Genomic DNA, 19445 nt, shown 5'->3' with positions numbered 1-19445 from the left:
ATTTGGTAATGGGTTAATGAGGAAAAGGTAATCAGTTTTGGTCGCTGAATATGACATACTAAGCTTCGTTTACTGAGCATGGCTCAATAAACTTCTTTTACTGAGCCTCGTTCCCCAAACTTCGGCCACTGACCTTCGGTCACTGAGCACAATGAATTTAGATGATAATCTAAATGAAATTGCGACCTTAGGTCTCGAAGTGCCGAAGTGGCCGAATCGAATAAAAATATTTTAAAAATAAATAAAAAATGAAAAAATTATTCTTCTCCATTTTAGTCATATCGCTTGTATCTGCCTGCAAGTCAGGCGATCAGGCTTTTGATGCTACGGGTGTATTTGAGGCCACCGAAACCATTGTCTCATCAGAAAGCAATGGTAAAATACTGACCTTCAACGTTGAAGAAGGCTCGGTGCTTACGGCTAATCAATTAATCGGTACCATCGATTGTCAGAATTTGGGTTTGCAAAAAGCTCAAGTTGAAGCCAGTATGAATGCCCTCTCTGAAAAACGAAACGACGCTTCTCCCCAAACGCAGATTTTGAAAGAGCAAATCAATGCCCAAGTGGCCCAAATAGCTGCTCAAAAAGAACAATTGAAAAATCTAGAAAAAGAAAAAGGTCGTTTGCAGAACTTGGTTAAAGCAGATGCCATTCCCACCAAACAACTAGATGATTTGACAGGGCAATATGAAGTTTTGAAAAAGCAAATATCGGCCATGGAAACCAATGTGGGCGTTTTGAGACAACAAATCAAATCTCAGGAAGCTCAAGTGGGTATTCAAAACCGCGGCATATTGAGCGAGAAAAAGCCCTTACTGGAGCGTGTGGCTCAGATTGAAGACCAAATTAAAAGATGCAGCATCGTAAATTCTACCCCGGGAACGGTCTTGGTGAAATTTGCAGAGGCCAACGAAGTGACGGCCTTGGGCAAGCCTTTGTATAAAATAGCAGACATGGAAAACATGGTTTTGCGTGCCTACATCACAGGCGATCAGTTGGCAAAAATCAAGACCAATCAGACCGTGAAGGTATTTGTGGATAAAGGCAAAGACGAGTACAAAGAACTCAGTGGCGTGGTGGAATGGATAGCGTCCAAGGCAGAGTTTACGCCCAAAACCATCCAAACCAAAGACGAAAGAGCCAACTTGGTGTATGCCACCAAAATTAAGGTGAAAAACGATGGATTTTTGAAAATAGGAATGTACGGCGAAGTGAAATTGCCTTGATATGTCTAGTATTTCAATAAATAATATCACAAAAACCTATGAAAAGGGGAAGGTTTTGGCACTGGACAACATCAGTCTGGAGGTAAAATCAGGAGAGCTTTTCGGGCTAATTGGACCTGACGGTGCGGGTAAAACCACGCTTTTCAGGATTCTGACCACTTTGTTGGTGGCCGACAAAGGGCAAGCGACAGTGGCAGGCTTAGATGTGGTCAAAAATCTTTGGGATATCAGAAAAATAGTGGGCTATATGCCCGGTAAATTTTCTCTTTATCAGGACCTTAGCATAGAAGAAAATCTGAATTTCTTTGCCACGGTTTTTAATACTACCGTCGAGGAGAATTTCCATTTGATAGAGGACATTTATGTGCAAATAGAGCCTTTTAAAAAGCGACTTGCAGGAAAGCTGTCAGGTGGAATGAAACAAAAATTGGCCTTGTGTTGTGCTTTGATTCATCAGCCCAAAGTGCTTTTTTTGGACGAACCCACCACAGGTGTAGATCCCGTTTCGAGAAAAGAATTTTGGGATATGTTGGATAGGCTAAAAGAAAGGGGAATAACGATTTTGGTCTCGACACCCTACATGGATGAAGCCAGCCGTTGCGACAGAATTGCCTTGATACAAAAAGGGAAAATCTTGGATATTGATACTTTGGAGAATATCATCTCAAAAAATACACAGTTGCTTTTGGCTGTAAAAGGGGAGGAGCGTTTCCGACTTTTGAACGACATCCGGGCTTACGAAGATACGCTCACTTGTTTTGCTTTTGGAGAAGAAAACCACGTGGTGTTGAAATCAGGCACAGAAAAAGTGGATTTTTTGAGCAAATATTTAGCTGACAAAAAGCACAAAGGGGTAGAAATAAAACCAATTGAACCCAACATTGAAGATACTTTTATAAAACTCATGTTAGAATCCGAAAACGCCCAATGATGTCAGAAATAGTTATACATACCGAAAACTTAACCCGAAGATTTGGCGATTTCGTGGCGGTTAAAAATATTTCTTTCGATGTAAAAGCAGGGGAGATTTTTGGTTTTTTGGGTGCCAATGGTGCAGGAAAAACGACTGCCATGAAAATCCTTTGTGGGCTATTAAGTCCAACTTCAGGTGTGGCGAGTGTTGCGGGATTTGATGTTTACAAAGAAAATGAGCAGATAAAGGAGAACATCGGCTATATGAGTCAGAAATTCTCACTTTACGAGAATCTGACTGTTAGAGAGAATATTACGTTTTTCGGAGGAATATATGGAATAGATCGCAAGAGTTTGAAAATCAAGTCGGAAGAATTGATTCAAAGACTGAGTCTTGGTTCAGAAGCAGATAAACTCGTAGGTTCTTTGCCATTGGGTTGGAAACAGAAAATATCCTTTTCGGTGGCCATTTTGCACAATCCTAAGGTGGTTTTTCTTGATGAACCCACTGGTGGAGTAGATCCTATCACCCGTCGCCAATTTTGGGATATGATTTATGAGGCCTCGGCCAAGGGGATTACGGTGTTTGTCACAACCCACTATATGGACGAAGCAGAATATTGCGATCGGGTGTCTATCATGGTCGATGGGGCAATAGCTGCCATGGGAAAACCCTCGGAGCTAAAAAAGCAGTTTGAGGTAGATAATATGGATGGTGTGTTTTTACAATTGGCCCGTGGAGCAAAACGGTCAGAGTGAGGGAAATGAAGCTTTCGATTGGCAATCAACTAAAAGTTATTCCACAAAAGACACAAAGAAGGCACAAAATCCACAAAGAGGATTCTAATATAAAGCGGAAAGGCTAGCGTCTTAGCGACCTGGCGGTAAAATAGAAAAAAATGAAAGTATTTTTTGCCTTTGTAAAAAAGGAGTTTTGGCATGTGATACGCGACAAACGGAGTCTGATTATCTTAATTGGCCTTCCGATTGTGATGATGCTTTTGTTTGGCTTCGCCTTAACGAGTGAGGTCAAGAATTCCAACATTGCGATATTGGATTTCTCAAAAGACGCTGCTACCAAAACGCTGGTGGATAGGATAGACCAAAGCCAATATTTTACGGTAAACAAATACCTGCATTCAGAAAATGAGATTGAAGGAGTTTTTAGAAAAGGAGAGGTTAGATTGGTACTCATTTTTCCTCAAAACTTCGAAAATGACCTGTCTAAAGACAAAAAAAAACAGGTAAGGTTGGTGGCAGATGCCTCTGACCCCAATACGGCCAACATCACCATAAATTATGCTTCGGCTATCATCAGGGACTATCAGAATGAGGTGAATGAGAATAAAAAGCTGCCTTATGCTATAGAAATGGAGACCAGAATGCTCTATAATCCGCAGTTGAAGAGTTCCTATAATTTTGTACCTGGCGTGATGACGCTCATTATGATGCTCTTGGGAGCGATGATGACCTCTGTTTCTATCGTAAAAGAAAAAGAAATGGGGACAATGGAAATTCTACTGGTATCGCCCATGAAGCCGATTATGGTTTTAATCAGCAAGGCAGTTCCTTACATGGTTTTGTGTTTTTTGGATATTATCCTCATTTTGTTGATGGCCGTTTATATTCTCGATATGCCTATTCAGGGCAGTTTGGTATTGCTTTTGGCGGAGAGTTTATTGTTTATTATCACTACGCTTTCATTGGGTTTGTTGATATCTGTCAACGTGAATTCGCAACAAGTGGCCATGTTTATTTCGTTGGTGGCACTGTTGATGCCTTCCTTGATTTTTAGTGGTTTTATGTTTCCGATAGAAAATATGCCGCTGCCACTGCAGGTCATGAGCAATCTGATACCCACCAAGTGGTATTATAGTATAGTAAAAGCCATCATGGTAAAGGGATTGGCTTTTGAATATGTGGTAAAGCAAACGCTGATTTTGGTCGCAATGACGGTGTTTTTCTTGACTGTGGCCATCAAGAAATTTAAGATTAATTTGGAAGTTTAAAGCCTGTTAAGGGTGGTTCAAGCGGTTAAGAGTAAAAATAAACAATTATGGTTCATTATATCAGCCAGCACTGTTTGAACACAATCAAAATTCTCTGACGAAAGGTTCTATTTTTTACACAAATGTGAAAAGAATTTTGAGTGTGTGAGTTTGCTGGGTGCAGTTTTTTTTGCTTCGTTTTTTTTTGAAAAAAAATGAAGGCCCAGCCGGCAGGCGACACAAAGTATATAAAATTTCGCTGGAAAGAATTGCAAGAATAATAGTAAAGTATAGATTTTCTTTGGATTGAAGGCAAGTTAAATGAATATCAAATTATGAATAAATTACTTTTTCTACTTCAAAAAGAGTTTAAGCAAATATTCCGGAATCCTACGATTCTGCGAATGATCATCATTATGCCTATTTTGCAGCTGATTCTTTTGCCCTTGGCGGCTGATTATGAGGTAAAAAACATAACGGTAAGCGTTGTTGATCTTGACCATTCGCCTTATTCCAGGCGTTTGATTCAGAAAGTCGATGCTTCTTCCTACTTTAATTTGGTTGAATATTCTCCATCTTACAAAAAATCTCTTGAGACCGTTGGAGACGGCAAAACGGATTTGATACTGACCATTCCTAGAGGTTTTGAAAAGACTTTAATAAAAGAGAATACTGGCAAACTTCATCTGGCAGCTGATGCAGTAAATGGAATCCGTGGAGGTTTGGGGAGTACTTATTTGGCTCAAGTGGTGGGTGATTTTAACAGAGAAATTCGGGAAGAATGGCTAGTAATGCCTCGAAATTCCGAAATTCCGCAGATTGAAGTAACTTCGGCCAATTGGTACAATCCATATTATAAATATCCACTCTTCATGGTGCCAGGTATTTTGGTGGTTTTGGTTACCATGGTGGGGGCTTTTATGACTGCCCTCAACATTGTAGCAGAAAAAGAAGTCGGAACAATAGAACAACTCAATGTTACACCACTTAAAAAACACGAATTCATTCTGGGGAAATTGATTCCTTTTTGGGTGCTGGGCATGGTTTCAATTACCATGGGAATGACAGTAGCCTTTGTGATTTTCCGTATTTTACCTGTAGGGTCTTTCTTAACCATTTATGCATTTTCGGCAGTTTATTTGTTTGGTGTACTCGGTATTGGTTTGTTAATCAGTACTTTCTCGGATACCCAACAACAAGCCACACTTTTTGCCTTTTTTGCCATGATGGTTTTCATACTTTTGGGTGGACTTTACACGCCCATTGAAGGTATGCCACGCTGGTCACAGATTCTGACTTATTTTAATCCCCCAGCATATTTAATAAAAATCGTAAGGGCCATTTATATAAAGGGAAGTGTATTTTCTGATCTCAAAAACGATTTTTATATTCTGATAGCTTTTGCCGTCGGTTTCAATGGTTTGGCTATTTTGAATTATAGAAAGCGAATGGCATAAACTTTTTTATGGTCGAAATTTGAATTTAACGAATATTGAAGTAGCATGGATTATTGCTGTCTTTTTAGTTTTAATATTCGTTTTTTTTACTTTTTAAAATTACTCCAATTCCTTTATTTTTTTGTCCCAAAAATCGAATCTGGTTTGGTAAAATTGGATAAGCTTGGTATGAAGATCTTCTGAAACTTCAGCAGGTCTGGGACAAAATACAAAACCGTCGAGCCAGTCGATGCTAGTTAGGGTTTCGGACAAATAGATTCTTTCGGCGTCGCTCATTTGGTCTTTTGAATTGAAGATAAACATAGCTAAGTCGTTTATAGCCAGTCCATTTTGTACGAGTTTGTCGTCAGGTGTAAGTTTCCAAAAATCACCAGTGATTATAGATGGTTGTACCGCCGGAATATTATAAACTGGATTATTGGCAATTTTGGCACTTCTCAAAGAGTAGCTCTCGATAGAATAAAACTGATAGTTTTCGAGATCTGTTAAAAGATAAATAGCTCTTGGACAGTTCATCATACCTTGCCAGCTGGCTATACTTAAGAAACCATCCAGATTAAAGGATAAATCTATGATTAAGGTCTCAAGGTCTCCGTTTTGGTTATAAGACAAGATATATGGAGCTACATGATATCCCCAATAAAGTGGGTTGGAAATACCTAAAGGGTCTTGGATTTGAAAGAGTTCGTGGGAAAGTAAAGTGTAACGGGCTGGGGCGAAATTCCAAATTTTGCCTGCTTCTATTCCGATTTTTTTTAGAATCAAACAAATAAGATGGGTACGGTCTTCACAAGAGCCATTGAGATATCTGTATTCAATGTCTTCGTTGACGATAAGACTGAAAATTTCTTTACGCTGCTCATAGTCAACTACCTTCAGGTAAGGAATGAACGGCTTGGTGTTAAATAACTGATTATATTCTTGTTGGCTATTCATGGTTTGGGTTTTAGCCCTATTTAAAGTATTTATTTATAAAGATAAGTACTTAGAAAATATTTGATGTCGCCATCATTGAAAATTTAGAATTGTATTAGATTAATATAAAAAAATAGTGGAATTGAGCAAAATGGGTTTTCTCATTAATGGAAATTACAATTTATTTTTTTTATATCTATTCTTCGAAATAGCCTCTGGTCAAAAATACACTTGATGGAATCTCAAGTCAGAATTAAGACACTTGTTAATGTTTTTTTTAAACATGTTTTTTTAAATATAATGTATTATATTTATATGTAAATCAATTACTTACGCTCGTGGATTCACATTTGCTAAAGAATTTTTGTATTTGAATTGTAACCCTTAAATTTTTGCAAATGAAACTATTACACATTATTGCCTCTCCGCGAGGTGAGACCTCCCGAACATTGTCTATATCTAAAGAGTTTTTGTTGACTTTGAAAGAAAAACACAAAGATTTAACGATTGATGAAATTGACCTCTTTAAAGTCAAACTTCCTGACGTTTCTCTTTCTGCTTCTACCACAAAATATGCTCTGATGAGTGGGGGCAATGTCGATGAAAGTTCCAAGAGTAATTGGGATGAAATTTTAGGTTTTTCAATGAATTTCTTAACCTATGATTATTTTTTGATTACCTGTCCAATGTGGAACTTCACTATTCCCTATGTATTAAAACATTATATTGATGTTATTATGCAAGCAGGTGTGTTGTTCAACTTTACTGAGACGGGTGTAGCGGGGTTGGCAATCAACAAAAAAATGATTTGTGTAACCTCTCGTGGAAGTGACTATAGCCAAGGTACTTATATGAATCAGTTTGATTTTCAAGAGCCTTACTTGCGGGCTATATTTGGGATGATAGGCATCTATGACATCAGTTTTATAAATGCTCAGCCACTGGATATAGCCCCAGCACTTACTGAGGCGAGTTTGGTAAAAGCCAAAGGAAATGTAACTGCACTAGCCAGTAGCATTTGAGCATATAAGTAGAGTGGCTGCATAACTTTTATGTGGCCACTTTTAAATATTTTGTCTAGGTATCGGTAGTATTCTTTCTTTTATATGATTTAAAAATTCCATTCAAACGTTTCTTTGTGATTAGAACTTTTAAGAATCAGAGTTTTTTAAATTTCCGTAGTGTTCGTTCTTTAGTGCTAAGGCTTATAGGTATGCAGCCATGTTGCATGAGCGGTTCTATAGTTTTTACCATTTCTATTACTACTGAGCCATTGGGTTCTATTACTTCTACTTTCTGCCAATCTCCATAGTTCAGCATCATCTTAGCGTGTTCATCACTGATGTTTTTTTGGTTTGATTCTTTAAGCAGATTGTCTTCATATTTTTCTTGTATTTCAGACACCCAGCCTGGCTTGGCTCTTCTGAGGCGGTATTTTGTCCACATATTGCAAAACTCATAATTGCGAGTCATATCTGCAAAAAATGCTAATTTTTGTGGTAAAGATATTGATGATATTCAGACGATTTAGTCAATATAAAGAAGCCAAAAGCAAAGATAACAATGACGAATCGAATGAATGTTTTGGTTGAAATGAAAAAAAGGAAACAAAAAAATGGAGAAAAAGGCTATTTACAGATTTTCAGGACCAAAAGGATTTTTAAAAAGAATCGGTATAGGAAATTCAAACTATTCTCTGTGTAGTGCTTTCACAGCCTACGACCTAGTGCATTTTGTGATTACATGATGTATCTTTTCTGGTTTTGACTAGTTGCTTTTTTGTTTCACAAATAATTTGTCATGTTAAGCTGGTTTTTTCTGTCCACATTGTCAAGTAATTTGCAAATTTTCAATAACTACTTTTTGCTAAAGCCTTTGCGGGTCATTTCGCCCCAGCCGTGGGTACCTTTAATTTTTTCATAATAGCCTACCATCGCTGCATATACTGACATCAGATGGAAATGAAACGGCTCTACAAAAGCTCCTTCAAGCAGCTTAACATAGTCTTTTATTTTAACATATTTGTGGTACGTTAATTCCTCTGTCAGTAAGGCCAAAACAGAAAACATGATGGAATAGAAGTAAACAAAAAGTAACAGAATTGCGAATGAATCCCAGTTTACCATTCCCATAGTTATGAAATAAATCGTTATAACCAAGCCAACAAACTCTATGAAAGGAGCCATGAATTCGAAGAATGTCCAGTAAGGGACACTTACCAAACCGAGCAGTTTGAATTTGGGATTGAAAAACATCTTTCGGTGTGTCCAAAGAGTTTCTATAGTGCCTCGCATCCAGCGGCTGCGTTGCTTTTTAAAGATAGAGAAACTCTCTGGGGCTTCTGTCCAGCAAAGTGGATCGGGTATAAAACTAACGGTATAAGGTAAATCATGTTCGTGCATATATTTCCGCATCCGCACTACCAGCTCCATGTCTTCTCCCACAGTTTTGGTGTTGTATCCTCCAGCTAAAATGGCAATTTCTTTATCGAAAGCCCCAAATGCTCCGCTGATGAGCAAAAGTCCATCCAGTCTTTCCCATGCCATTCTACCTAAGAGAAAAGCTCTAAGATATTCTAAAACCTGAATTCTAGGAAGGAGCTTGTCGGGGACATTTACTTCTATCAGTCGTCCGTCTTTTATTACACATTGGTTGGCTATTCTTACCACACCTCCTGTAGCTATTACTCTTTTGTTGTTAGACTCCATAAAAGGCTTAGCAAGTTTTAAAAGAGAGTCACGGTCGAGAATACAATCTACGTCAATACATACCACGTAGGGGTTTTGGGCTATGTTGATACCCACATTGAGGGCATCAGCTTTTCCACCGTTTTCCTTGTCTACTACCAACAATTTTTTGAATGCGGCATTTCGAGATTGATAGATGGCTTTTACGTTTTTGGTTGCTATTTTGGGTTCGTAGTCTATATCGGCCTGAACGAGGTCGTAGGTGCTAATGAGCAGCTCCATAGAATTGTCTTTGCTGCCGTCATTTACTACTATTACTTGGTAGTTGTTATAACTCAATGAAAGTAATGACTTTACATTTTCTTCAATGGTCATGCCTTCATTGTAAGCTGGTGCTATCAAAGACAAAGCGGGTGCATATTCGCTTGAAAGCAATATTTGGTAGTTCACGAAGCTATTTTTTTTCAGGTAACCTCGTAGCTCTATTATAGATAAACAAGACAATATCAGGTAGGAACTCATGATAAATATTGCATATAGCAATATCAATATCAGGTAGATATCTACGAATATGGTAATAAACTCATTGAAGTTCATATTTGTAATGTTGGTTATTCTGAGTTAGTAGTCTGTTGAGTACGTCTTTAGCTTCTATAAGTATATCATCGCTGGTGGTTTCGTCTATGAGTTTTTGTACATATTGAGTTTTTTCAGACAGATTTAATGATGAAATAGCCTTTAGGCCAAGGCTCACCACAGAGTTATTTTGAGATGTTAACAAATACTCCAATCCTTGAATCTGAGCCAGATTTCCTTGTTTTAGAGCGTCTAAGATATTGAGCTGGGTCCATAAATCGAAGCTGTGCTTGTGGCGAGATAGGTGCCTAATACCATTAGAGCCATTGAGTTTAATGCATGCATTAATGGCCACTATAGTAAGAGTCTTGTTGCTCGACTTAGACATTTTTACCAATGCCTCAAAAGCTTCCACAACGTTCATTTCTGCTAATTCTTTAATGCCTTTGCATTTTATTTGCCACTCTTCGCTATTGAGTTTTTTATAGGAGTCATTTATAAGACCCGAATCTATGTAAAAATTTTCTAGGTTTTCCGCATAAGTACCATCATAGTTTTGATGGAGATTAATGATAGACTCCATCATCAATTTTCTGAAAACAGTATTTCTAAAGAGTTTTTCATAGACTGAAAACTCTGAAAAAAAAGCACTTTCAAACAGGTTTTGACTCAGTATGTGTTCAATTATCGGTGTAAATCTGTCCTCTAGTCTTTGATTTCGGATTTTTAATCTCCTTATAACAATAATGGACGAGAATAGAGCAATGGAAACAAATACAAAGAAATAGATGGAATACAATAAGAATGGTTTTACCCAATCTTTGTTATAATAATATTGCCATAATTCTTCCATTTTTTTTCTATTTTTATTATGAAAACACTTTTTTTCAATCGCCTGTCGATTGATAACTTTAACTATCTTGCATAGATACTGTGTGGACATAGTATATAGAGGCCGTCTCCCTTGAAGAGCTACAGTCTTATGTGTCCTGTTCTACTATTATCAATTTAACTATAGTTAAACTGTTTTTTTAGGCTTCTTTTTTTCAAAAGATTATTTATTCTTGTTATAAGCACCAAAGGACTAATAGGCTTGGCTATAAACTCATCTGCACCTATGTCAAAACAATCTATTTCTGTCTGTTCGACATTAGACGACGTAAAGATGATAATAGGTATATCCGAATTCATTTGTGTTCTAACATGCTGAGTAATTTCCATACCACTGATGCCTGGGATGTTAATATCCACAAGAATTAGATCATAATTGTTTTCCTTAACAGAGTTTAAAGCTTCTTGTCCGTCAGCAAACTGATCTACATTAAAGCCTTTTTGTACTAAAAAGAAGTTTAATGATTTTCGTAACATGTCATTATCTTCTGCCAATAAAATTCTTATATCTTCCATTTTTTTAATAATTTGAGTATCGATAATACATTGTTCTTAAGTAGTTTATATAGATGGTTCGATTTGTCAATGGGCTCGTCTAGGGGACATTCATTGCAATTAATATACCTATCACATAAACAAGGGATATTTGAAAATCTCCAAACTGTACTAAAGTTTCATCATTGACTATGGAGGCTTTTGCATTTTGTTCAGCATTGGCCAAAAATTCAACTTCTTTGTCTAACTTAAACATCGACAAGGAAGACTTCATGTGATGGGCCAGCTTTGCAACCATTGGTGCATCTTTGTTTATAAGTGCCGCTTCTAATTTGTCTAAATCCTCTGGTAAGGACTGGATAAAGAGTTTTATCATTTCATGCTTAAAATCTTCATCACCTCCAGAGAGCTCCTCTATATAACTGAAATCTATCTCACGATCAATTAACGATTCTGCGACTTTACTTTCCATATTATTAGCTATTTTAGTTGAATTTTCTGATTCTGTGCCCTTTTGAACTTCAGCGATTTCTTTTATGGCCTCAGTATCGTTTTTTTTGGTTTCCACTTCTTTTGAGACCTCTTCTTCCTTCAAAATTTGTTTCGTCTCATCTGTTTCATTTCGTTTGCCAACAACCGCTCTTATCTGTTCCAAGAGTTCGGTTTGTTTAAATGGTTTCGATACATAGGCATCCATACCAATATCCTTGCATTTTTGTCGCTCACCTACCAATGAGTGAGCTGTCATGGCTATAATCGGGACGTCTTTTTTGAGCACTTCTCTGATATAAATAGTGGTCTGGTAGCCGTCCATGACAGACATCTGCAAGTCCATGAGTATCAGATCGTAGTTTTTCATAAGCACCCTATCAATTCCCTCCTTCCCATTGTTGGCAATATCTAACTCAAATCCGAATTTTTCAATTACTCTCTTAGCCAAATGTTGGTTCAGTTCGTTGTCTTCGCATAAAAGAATGGATAATTGGCCTAATGACTCATCTTTTTGATGGATAGTTTCTTTTACGGTTTCGTTTTGAGGAGTTTCTACTTTCAAAAACTCTAGGATAAAGTAAAAGTCTGAGCCTTGTCCAACCTTACTGATCACATTGATTTCTCCATTTTGTAGTTCTACCAATTGTTTTACAATGTTGAGCCCAAGCCCAGTTCCTCCAAATCTACGTGTAGTACTGGCTTCGGCTTGGGTAAATCGTTCGAAAATCGAATCGATTTTGTTTTCCGGAATACCGATACCTGTATCTTTTATTGAGAAACGGAGTTTTATGGTATTGTCTGTTTCGGCCAATTTTTTAACAGAAATAGTAACGTCTCCTTTTTCTGTAAATTTCAAGGAGTTTCCTGCCAAATTCATTAAAATTTGGTTGATACGACCTTTATCTCCCATCACGAATTCGGGCATGTCGGCGTCTAGAAAAAGATTAAACTCAATGTTTTTTTCGAAAGCTTTTACTTTTAATAGATCGTAGACGTGTTTGAGCGTACTTTTTAAATTTAGTGGATGGGACTCTATCACCAATTGGCCAGATTCTATCTTTGATATATCTAGTATGTCATTGATTATCAATAGCAAGTTTGCCCCCGCCGTGTTTATGTTGTTTACATAATCTTTTAGCGTAGGATCTAGTGTGTTTTGAGATAATAACTCTGTAAATCCTATGATGGCATTTAAAGGTGTACGTATCTCATGGCTCATGTTTGCCAAGAAACTGTCCTTGGCATGTGCTGCTTGCTCAGCCAAGTTTTTTGCTTCTATCAAACTCTGCTCTACTTGTTTTTTTACGGTGTAGTCTTCTGCCGCAGAAAAATATCCGAGTATAATTCCTTCTGTGTTTTTAATACAAGTAACACTTACCCATACAGGTATTTTTCTGCCTGATTTAGAAATATAGGTCCATTCGTTGGCATCCATTGTCTGAAGGGCATCTGTTTTGGCAATAATGGTTTCAAAGCCAGGTACCACGGGTTTATCTAGTTCTTGAGAAAGCTCCATTGAACGTGTGACAATCTCGCCAAAATCATGGAAATCTATTTGGCTCATTTTTTCCACTATTTCATCTTCGTCGTATTCTATAAGGTCTAGTCCTGCTTGATTTATTCTCTGAATAATACCGTTCGGGTTGCAGAACATTACCGCATGGCCCACACCATTAAAAATAGAGTTTTGAGTTTCTATCAAATTTGAAATACTGGCGTCTTTTCTCTTTTTTTCTGTCACGTCAGACTCTATGGCAATGAAGTTTAATAGTTCTCCATTTTCATTAAACACTGGACTGATATTTAACTCTATCCAATACTTTCTACCGCTTTTACTGATGTTTTGAATTTCGCCCACAAAAGTCTCTTGATTATTCATAGCTTTCCTTATAGCTTTAATTGTATCTTTTTCAGTGTTCTTGAATTGTAAGAAATTTCCAGGGTTTTTTCCTATCACTTCGTCTTGTGAATAACCTGTGAGGTCTTCAAAAGCTCTATTTACCCATTCTATGTTTCTTTCTTTATCGGTTATTACTACTATGTTGTTTGTGCCTTTAGCTACCAAAGACAACTTTCGGTTTTCGTCATGTATTTTATGACTATCTGTAATATCCCTGGCAGTAGCATACAGCACCCCGCTCTCTTTGTCTGGTGTTGCATTCCAACTCAACAATTTGTAGTCTCCGTTTTTGCACATGAACCTTATCTTGAAGTTGATAGTAGTTACACCTTGTCCGAGTTTTTCGATTTCCCTTTGAGTTTTTTCTACATCATCAGGATGAATAAATTCAAAGAAAGGTTTTGATGTCAGTTCTTCACTAGTATAACCCAACTCGCTAGAAAAAACAGGGCTAATTTTTTCGAAATAGCCTTTGGTGTTTGCCACGCAGAAATAATCTAATGAAAGACTGAAGAATTGGTCTATTCTATTTTCCTCCTGCTTTTGTTTGGTAATGTCTCTTTTGATAGAAACAAATTTCTTTGGCACTTTTGACTCATCTAAAAATGGAACGATGGTGGTGTCTGTCCAATAAAAAGTGCCGTCTTTAGCTAAATTCTTTATTTCGTTTTTCCATATAGTTCCTGCCAATATAGTTTTCCAAAGGTCATCAAAGAAACTGTCTGGATGAAAACCTGAGTCAAAAATAGTGCTTTGTTGTCCTATTAATTCCTCCCTGCTGTATTTGGAGGTACGGCATGTTTCATCGTTGACGAAAATGATATTTCCTTCTTTGTCTGTTATTATTACAGCCGAAGTTTCGTCTAATGCTAGCTTGTAGCTTTCCAGTTCGAGAGTGATTTTCTCTAAAGCCTCTTTTGATAGATCCTCGATCTTGCTTTGGAGATTTTTGTTGTTGTTTCTCAGCTCCAATATGGACATTACATGCTTAGAAAGCGTAGTCAAAGCTAATTTTTGATCGCTGCTGAGTTTTTTTGGAATTTTATCCACTACACAAAGAGCTCCAATGTTGTATCCATCTGGTGTAGTGAGTGGATGCCCCGCATAGAACCTTATCCGTGGTCCATTGAGTACGAACGGATGATCCTTAAAAATGGTGTTTTCTAAGGTATCTTCTATTTCATACACCTCGTCACCCAATATAGTGTGTTGGCAGAAGGATATTTTTCTTGGAATATCTTTTGGTTCAAAACCAAACGAAGACTTTATCCACTGTCTGTTTTCGTCCACAAGAGATATCAACGCTATGGGCGACTCACAAATGAAAGCTACCAGCTTGGTAATGTTATCAAACTCCTCTTCAGGGCCAGTATCTAAAATGTTGTATTGCAACAACGCTTTTAGTCTCTCCACTTCAGTTTTTGATTTATTAAAATTATTCATTGTCATGACCTTAACTTCTTGAATTTGAAAAACTATATTTCTTTTTTTTTCAAATTGTTTTGTAAATAGAATTAGGAAAATCTCTATCAAATGTTCTTTTTCTGCTAAATTCTCTTCGAATGTTTTAGAATTTCGCGGTTAGGAAATCATCTGTTAAAGCTTTGGTTTTCTCATTTCAGCAAACCGTCTCCATAAAGCTTACTACATTTTAACTGTTTTCTTTTTTGTGAAAATAAATTTAGGAACTGCATTTTTATAGTATTTAAATTATCAATTAGGTAAAATATTTTTAGTCAAAAAAAAGGTAATGAGTTCATTGAATGCTTAAAAGCCAACTAGTGAATTGACCTTGAATGAAAATATCCAAAAATATTTTCCAGGATCAAACACACTCTCTTGCCGCACCAACGACACTCCCGCACCTATCACGTTTTTATTATTTATTAGTTTAAAATTATTACTGATGTCGATTTTTTGAGATTTCAAGCTCACTATCGGTTCGTAAGCATTGTCAAAGCCAAACCTGTTTACTTCTGGAGAGAAACCAAATCCTCCTGAAATCGCAAAAAACTGATCCGCATTGGCTCTATATTTTCGATAGGTAAAAGTGGAAGACTTGCTCCACCCTTCAGCACTGTTTATAAAATACGGAACCGCAAACACAAATGAACTCCCAAAATACTTTCCTATTGAGCCAGTGTATATATGGGTGTAATCTTCTCCAAATTTTAAGGAACGTATGCCTGCCGACACTTCGAAACTGTTGGGGAGTGCCTTATAAAGCTGTGCCCCGAATCTCCACGACGGAAAAATGGAAGACTTGGAATAACCTACATTTAAATAGCCATATATACCCTTAGCAATGCTAGGATAGGCATCAATCTCGAACTGTGAGCCGTAGGTTTTAAATTTATTGTTGAGGTTATATCTTGCTATGATGCTTCCTCGGCTGGTCAACTTGCCATATTGTATGGTATAGTAATGCATGGGATCGTATATTTCGCTATAGATATCCATGGAATAAGATACCGAAATGTTGTTAGCCACCAGATTTTCTTTGATACTCCCTTTGAAGTCTTTAGCTTCTTTATTATCGGGATGGCTGTCTAAATAAGTTTTTATAGTTATCATTGCTTTTTGTAACTCATTATTGTTTTTTTCGGCAGTGGCTTTCAATATCACCAATTGAACACTGTCTGGTAAAATTTGCATGGCTTTTTTTGCCAATTCTATGGCAGACAAAGGTTCGTCGTCATAAATCTCATTTTTAATATATGGAACCCAATAGTCTATATTCGTTTGGTCTTTTGCTATCAAAATCTGATACTCACTTTTGGCTGACTTATATCTTTCATCCCAACTATATACTGAGGCTAAAAAAAGTCTAATTTCGTCATAGTTTGGATAGCTAAATAATACTGTTTTTAAGAGACCAATGGACTCTTTTCTTTTGCCATTAAAAGCCAGTTTTCTAGCTTCAACAAATGCTGAGTCAGGATCTATATTGTGTATCTGGGCTAATCCTGGGAAGGAAAAGCCTAGGCAGATAATCGATATTTTGAAAATTCTCAACATTTTTTTAGACGATTCGTTTTCTTTATTTTTTTAAATTGACTTATTGAAACGGTCCATGGCTATTTTTATACTTTTCTGAAAATCAGCATCATCACTGATGTTGTCTTTTGCTTTTTTTGCCAAATCTTTTGCTTTTTGTGGCATGTCGTTCCACCAGTATAGGTCTAGTATGGCACTGTAGGCATCTTTGTATCTTGGGCTTCGGTCAATTATTGCTTTCAGTTCAGTTTCAGCATTTTCAAAATCGCCATTCCAGGCATAGATTCTGCCTTTAAGCGTACGGCAATCAAAATGATTTGGACTGTCTTTGATGATATAATTGCACAACAGCAAAGCTTCGTTGTACTGTTTTTTAAAGGCAACTTCGCGAGCAATCATAAATGGATCTTCCTCTGCTTTGTTTTTGAGGTGCTTATCAATGATGACCATTTGTTCCTTTGTAAAAGAAGCGACATTTGCCTTTTTCTGAGCAAGATTTGAAGGGATAATCTTATTGTTTTGCGTCACATAATTATTTATTTGTTGAAAGTGCCCCAGCTTATCCCTTACTTTTTCATTCTCATTACCATCATTAATCTCAGATATTTCAAATGTTTCTCCTATTTCGAATAAGGTATTATCACTTAGAAACTTATTTCCAGATATAAAGTCTTTTATAGCCCCTTTGTATCTTGACAATGGAATGTCTTTTTGGCTTTTGAATTCTAAAGACTCGCTTAATCCAGTTCCAATCCAAGGAACCTTATCCAATGCTTTTTCTCCATATTTATTATTAATCAATGCCAGAATGCTGGGCATAATATCCATGTGAGAGCTTATACCTTTAAATTTTTCAGCTTTTCTGAGCATCGGACTGTGAATTATCAATGGCACATGATATCTACAAATTTCGTTTTTCTGAGGAATAGGTATGAGTCTGTGATCTCCAGTAATTATGAATATGGTATTTTCATAATTTGGACTTGACTTATATTTCTCTATGAACCCTTTTATACTTGCGTCTGTATATAAAAGTGCCGCCAGAATGTCTTTGTGTTTGTTAATAATACTTTTTTTGGTGGAACTATAATCGCTCTCATCTAGCGTCTTATCTGCCATTTCGAGGTATTTTTCTTTGTCAGGAAAGACAAACGGTTCGTGGTTGCTGATTGTGAGTATCAAGTCAAACCTTGGCTGTGCTAAAGGCGTCATGTCATTTAAAGCTTTTCTGAAAATTTCAGAGTCGGGATATCCCCAACTGAATCCATCTTTTGATGATGCTTTTTTATAGTCTGCCCCATAGTTGTTGGCATCTATAATGTTTTCCATACCCTCATGATTTAGGTATTTTAGTTTGCGGTCAAAATCAGCATTTCCACCTTCAAAATAAGCCGTTTTATAATTTGATTTTTTTAATTGATTGATTAGTGAAATGTGATCCGGCAAAGTTTCTAAATCGAGAAAACCATTTTTGCCAAATGGTAAGGAACCCAAAATAGAAGGTAGAGCACCATAGGATCTTCCAGCGTTGCTTACAAAGTTTGACCAACTAAGACTTTTAGAGGCTAAAGAATCCAAAAAAGGAGTAAATCCTGGATATTCGGCATTGTCACCAGAAAAATCTCTACCAAGGCCTTCCACTACAATCATCACTATATTGGGTTTGTCGGTCTTGAGGTCTAAATAGCTGCCAAGGAGATCTTTGGTTTGGTTGTTGTCTCTAAGCAAAGGGTAGGGGTTGCTCTTATCCCAAGTTAATGACTTTGCACTTTTGTTATTTTGAAGATAGTCAAAACTGTCTTTTACAAAAAAAGAAAGGTTAGAATGTACTGGTTTTTTAGAAAACGAATCTGCGGCACAGAACACAATAGAGAGTACCAAGATTGCTCCCACCCACATGCTTTGCTTTTCATTGACCTTGAGAAATTTCAGAGAGCCGATAAAAATTAACATAAAAACTGCGAGAGGCCAGAATGACAGCAGACTAATATCAGATGATGTGCTTACTATCATTTTAATGTCTTTAATGGAATATCCATATAAGTCACTTCCCAAAGACAAACGTGTAGTTGCAAAGTACTTATTCAAGAGAAGACCAGCTATTAAAACTATAAAGCCAACAGTATAAACAATACCTTTTGCAACTGATGAATGGATAAGCGAAATAAGAAGGAAAAGCGGAGTTAATATCAAAATAACCAAACTACCAAGTCCGAAGTCTAACACAATCAGCTTAATTGAATTTATCACAAAAGATGTTTTGTTGCCGTACAATATATGAGTGAGTAAATCTGCTGTCGCCAATGTTAGTCCTATGGCAATTGCAGATTTTATTAAAAAACTCAAGTTCATTTTTGTAAAAATCTTATTCATGTGTTCTCTTCATTTATAATTTTCATTTTCTATAATTGATTGCCTACAATCTTCTAAGGTAATCTTTGGCATTTTTAAAGAATTAGCAACCGCAACCATTGATACTTTCCAATAAAAGGCTTTTCCATTTTTGGTTTTTTTTCCACATTTTGGAATCTTGCAACCTCTTTACTATTGCCCAGTTTTCATAGACTTTCATTTTCCCGATTTCATTAAAACGACTCAATATTTGTACCAACAACCAACTGAAAACGCTGAGTCATCAGGGGGGTGTACCGCTTAATAATTTTTTGATATTTTGAACTAGTTGAAAATTTTAGTGCGAAAAAAATCATCTTAAGTTATTTATAATAAGCAAATTATGAATTAATCTTTGTTCGTTTTTCTTTCAAATAAAATATGCATAAATTTCAATAATGTATCCTTTCAATAAGATTTTGATATATTTTTCTTTCAGGGCAGAAAGGCAAGAAAATGTTGAGATTTTCTAAGGCAGGTAATTATTCTTTTCCTCAAAAAAAATTCAAAGAATTGAC

Annotated in this window: 14 protein-coding genes; 6 read left to right on the top strand and 8 right to left on the bottom strand. The window is 36.6% G+C overall.

The window, feature by feature from the left end; genetic code table 11:
* Positions 1 to 248 precede the first annotated feature (248 nt).
* The 5 genes from EGI26_RS13625 (at position 249) to EGI26_RS13605 (ending at position 5583) form a co-directional block, all read left to right on the top strand.
* Positions 249 to 1226 (top strand): HlyD family secretion protein, encoded by a 978-nt coding sequence (locus EGI26_RS13625; RefSeq protein ID WP_255079081.1) that lies wholly within the window; start codon positions 249 to 251, stop codon positions 1224 to 1226.
* A 1-nt stretch (position 1227) separates the two neighbouring features.
* Positions 1228 to 2157: an ABC transporter ATP-binding protein gene (locus EGI26_RS13620; RefSeq protein ID WP_255079079.1), complete on the top strand. Its 930-nt coding sequence runs from the start codon at positions 1228 to 1230 to the stop codon at positions 2155 to 2157.
* Positions 2154 to 2897 (top strand): ABC transporter ATP-binding protein, encoded by a 744-nt coding sequence (locus EGI26_RS13615; RefSeq protein WP_255079077.1) that lies wholly within the window; start codon positions 2154 to 2156, stop codon positions 2895 to 2897. The genes EGI26_RS13620 and EGI26_RS13615 overlap by 4 nt, the downstream gene beginning before the upstream one ends.
* A 140-nt stretch (positions 2898 to 3037) precedes the next feature.
* Positions 3038 to 4147, top strand: a complete 1110-nt coding sequence (locus tag EGI26_RS13610) for an ABC transporter permease (RefSeq protein WP_255079076.1) — start codon at positions 3038 to 3040, stop codon at positions 4145 to 4147.
* Between the two features lie 314 nt (positions 4148 to 4461).
* Entirely contained in the window at positions 4462 to 5583 is a 1122-nt protein-coding gene (locus tag EGI26_RS13605) for an ABC transporter permease (protein WP_255079074.1), read from the top strand.
* Positions 5584 to 5682: 99 nt separating this feature from the next.
* On the opposite strand, the gene EGI26_RS13600 is transcribed toward EGI26_RS13605, so the two are convergent.
* Positions 5683 to 6519, bottom strand: coding sequence for a protein-glutamine glutaminase family protein (locus tag EGI26_RS13600; protein ID WP_255079072.1), 837 nt, complete (start codon positions 6517 to 6519; stop codon positions 5683 to 5685).
* Between the two features lie 377 nt (positions 6520 to 6896).
* On the opposite strand from EGI26_RS13600, the gene EGI26_RS13595 reads away from it, so the two are divergent.
* Complete coding sequence (locus tag EGI26_RS13595) at positions 6897 to 7520, top strand: FMN-dependent NADH-azoreductase (RefSeq protein ID WP_255079071.1); 624 nt, start codon at positions 6897 to 6899, stop codon at positions 7518 to 7520.
* Positions 7521 to 7656: 136 nt separating this feature from the next.
* Here the strand turns inward: EGI26_RS13595 and EGI26_RS13590 are convergent, their stop codons facing one another.
* The 7 genes from EGI26_RS13590 to EGI26_RS13560 all read right to left on the bottom strand — a co-directional run bounded on the left by EGI26_RS13590 (position 7657) and on the right by EGI26_RS13560 (position 18909).
* A complete protein-coding gene (locus EGI26_RS13590) occupies positions 7657 to 7971 on the bottom strand; it encodes a hypothetical protein (RefSeq protein ID WP_255079069.1) in 315 nt (104 codons plus the stop codon).
* A gap of 383 nt (positions 7972 to 8354) precedes the next feature.
* Complete coding sequence (locus EGI26_RS13585; RefSeq protein WP_255079067.1) at positions 8355 to 9782, bottom strand: glycosyltransferase; 1428 nt, start codon at positions 9780 to 9782, stop codon at positions 8355 to 8357.
* Positions 9769 to 10614, bottom strand: coding sequence for a hypothetical protein (locus EGI26_RS13580; RefSeq protein ID WP_255079066.1), 846 nt, complete (start codon positions 10612 to 10614; stop codon positions 9769 to 9771). Before EGI26_RS13580 ends, EGI26_RS13585 begins: the two co-directional genes overlap by 14 nt.
* A 155-nt stretch (positions 10615 to 10769) precedes the next feature.
* Positions 10770 to 11168: a response regulator transcription factor gene (locus EGI26_RS13575; RefSeq protein ID WP_255079065.1), complete on the bottom strand. Its 399-nt coding sequence runs from the start codon at positions 11166 to 11168 to the stop codon at positions 10770 to 10772.
* A 79-nt stretch (positions 11169 to 11247) separates the two neighbouring features.
* Entirely contained in the window at positions 11248 to 14982 is a 3735-nt protein-coding gene (locus EGI26_RS13570) for a PAS domain S-box protein (RefSeq protein WP_255079063.1), read from the bottom strand.
* 324 nt (positions 14983 to 15306) lie between these two features.
* The gene (locus tag EGI26_RS13565; RefSeq protein ID WP_255079061.1) at positions 15307 to 16557 is read right to left on the bottom strand and encodes a YaiO family outer membrane beta-barrel protein; all 1251 of its coding nucleotides are present in this window, start codon (positions 16555 to 16557) and stop codon (positions 15307 to 15309) included.
* Positions 16558 to 16587: 30 nt separating this feature from the next.
* Positions 16588 to 18909 carry a sulfatase-like hydrolase/transferase gene (locus EGI26_RS13560; RefSeq protein ID WP_255079054.1) on the bottom strand — a complete coding sequence of 774 codons (2322 nt, stop codon included), beginning with the start codon at positions 18907 to 18909 and terminating at the stop codon, positions 16588 to 16590.
* Between the last annotated feature and the right edge of the window lie 536 nt (positions 18910 to 19445).

Source organism: Lacihabitans sp. CCS-44, from assembly GCF_024343735.1.
Classification (GTDB): domain Bacteria; phylum Bacteroidota; class Bacteroidia; order Cytophagales; family Spirosomataceae; genus Leadbetterella.
Note: the sequence above shows the minus strand (reverse complement) of the source record. Positions and strands in the feature narration are given on the sequence as shown.

What these genes read in the sequence shown, in the direction of transcription:
- EGI26_RS13625 (WP_255079081.1), top strand. Translation starts at nt 249, where the DNA reads ATGAAAAAATTATTCTTCTCCATTTTAGTCATATCGCTTGTATCTGCC.
- EGI26_RS13620 (WP_255079079.1), top strand. Translation starts at nt 1,228, where the DNA reads ATGTCTAGTATTTCAATAAATAATATCACAAAAACCTATGAAAAGGGG.
- EGI26_RS13615 (WP_255079077.1), top strand. Translation starts at nt 2,154, where the DNA reads ATGATGTCAGAAATAGTTATACATACCGAAAACTTAACCCGAAGATTT.
- EGI26_RS13610 (WP_255079076.1), top strand. Translation starts at nt 3,038, where the DNA reads ATGAAAGTATTTTTTGCCTTTGTAAAAAAGGAGTTTTGGCATGTGATA.
- EGI26_RS13605 (WP_255079074.1), top strand. Translation starts at nt 4,462, where the DNA reads ATGAATAAATTACTTTTTCTACTTCAAAAAGAGTTTAAGCAAATATTC.
- EGI26_RS13600 (WP_255079072.1), bottom strand. Translation starts at nt 6,519, where the DNA reads ATGAATAGCCAACAAGAATATAATCAGTTATTTAACACCAAGCCGTTC.
- EGI26_RS13595 (WP_255079071.1), top strand. Translation starts at nt 6,897, where the DNA reads ATGAAACTATTACACATTATTGCCTCTCCGCGAGGTGAGACCTCCCGA.
- EGI26_RS13590 (WP_255079069.1), bottom strand. Translation starts at nt 7,971, where the DNA reads ATGACTCGCAATTATGAGTTTTGCAATATGTGGACAAAATACCGCCTC.
- EGI26_RS13585 (WP_255079067.1), bottom strand. Translation starts at nt 9,782, where the DNA reads ATGAACTTCAATGAGTTTATTACCATATTCGTAGATATCTACCTGATA.
- EGI26_RS13580 (WP_255079066.1), bottom strand. Translation starts at nt 10,614, where the DNA reads ATGGAAGAATTATGGCAATATTATTATAACAAAGATTGGGTAAAACCA.
- EGI26_RS13575 (WP_255079065.1), bottom strand. Translation starts at nt 11,168, where the DNA reads ATGGAAGATATAAGAATTTTATTGGCAGAAGATAATGACATGTTACGA.
- EGI26_RS13570 (WP_255079063.1), bottom strand. Translation starts at nt 14,982, where the DNA reads ATGAATAATTTTAATAAATCAAAAACTGAAGTGGAGAGACTAAAAGCG.
- EGI26_RS13565 (WP_255079061.1), bottom strand. Translation starts at nt 16,557, where the DNA reads ATGTTGAGAATTTTCAAAATATCGATTATCTGCCTAGGCTTTTCCTTC.
- EGI26_RS13560 (WP_255079054.1), bottom strand. Translation starts at nt 18,909, where the DNA reads ATGAATAAGATTTTTACAAAAATGAACTTGAGTTTTTTAATAAAATCT.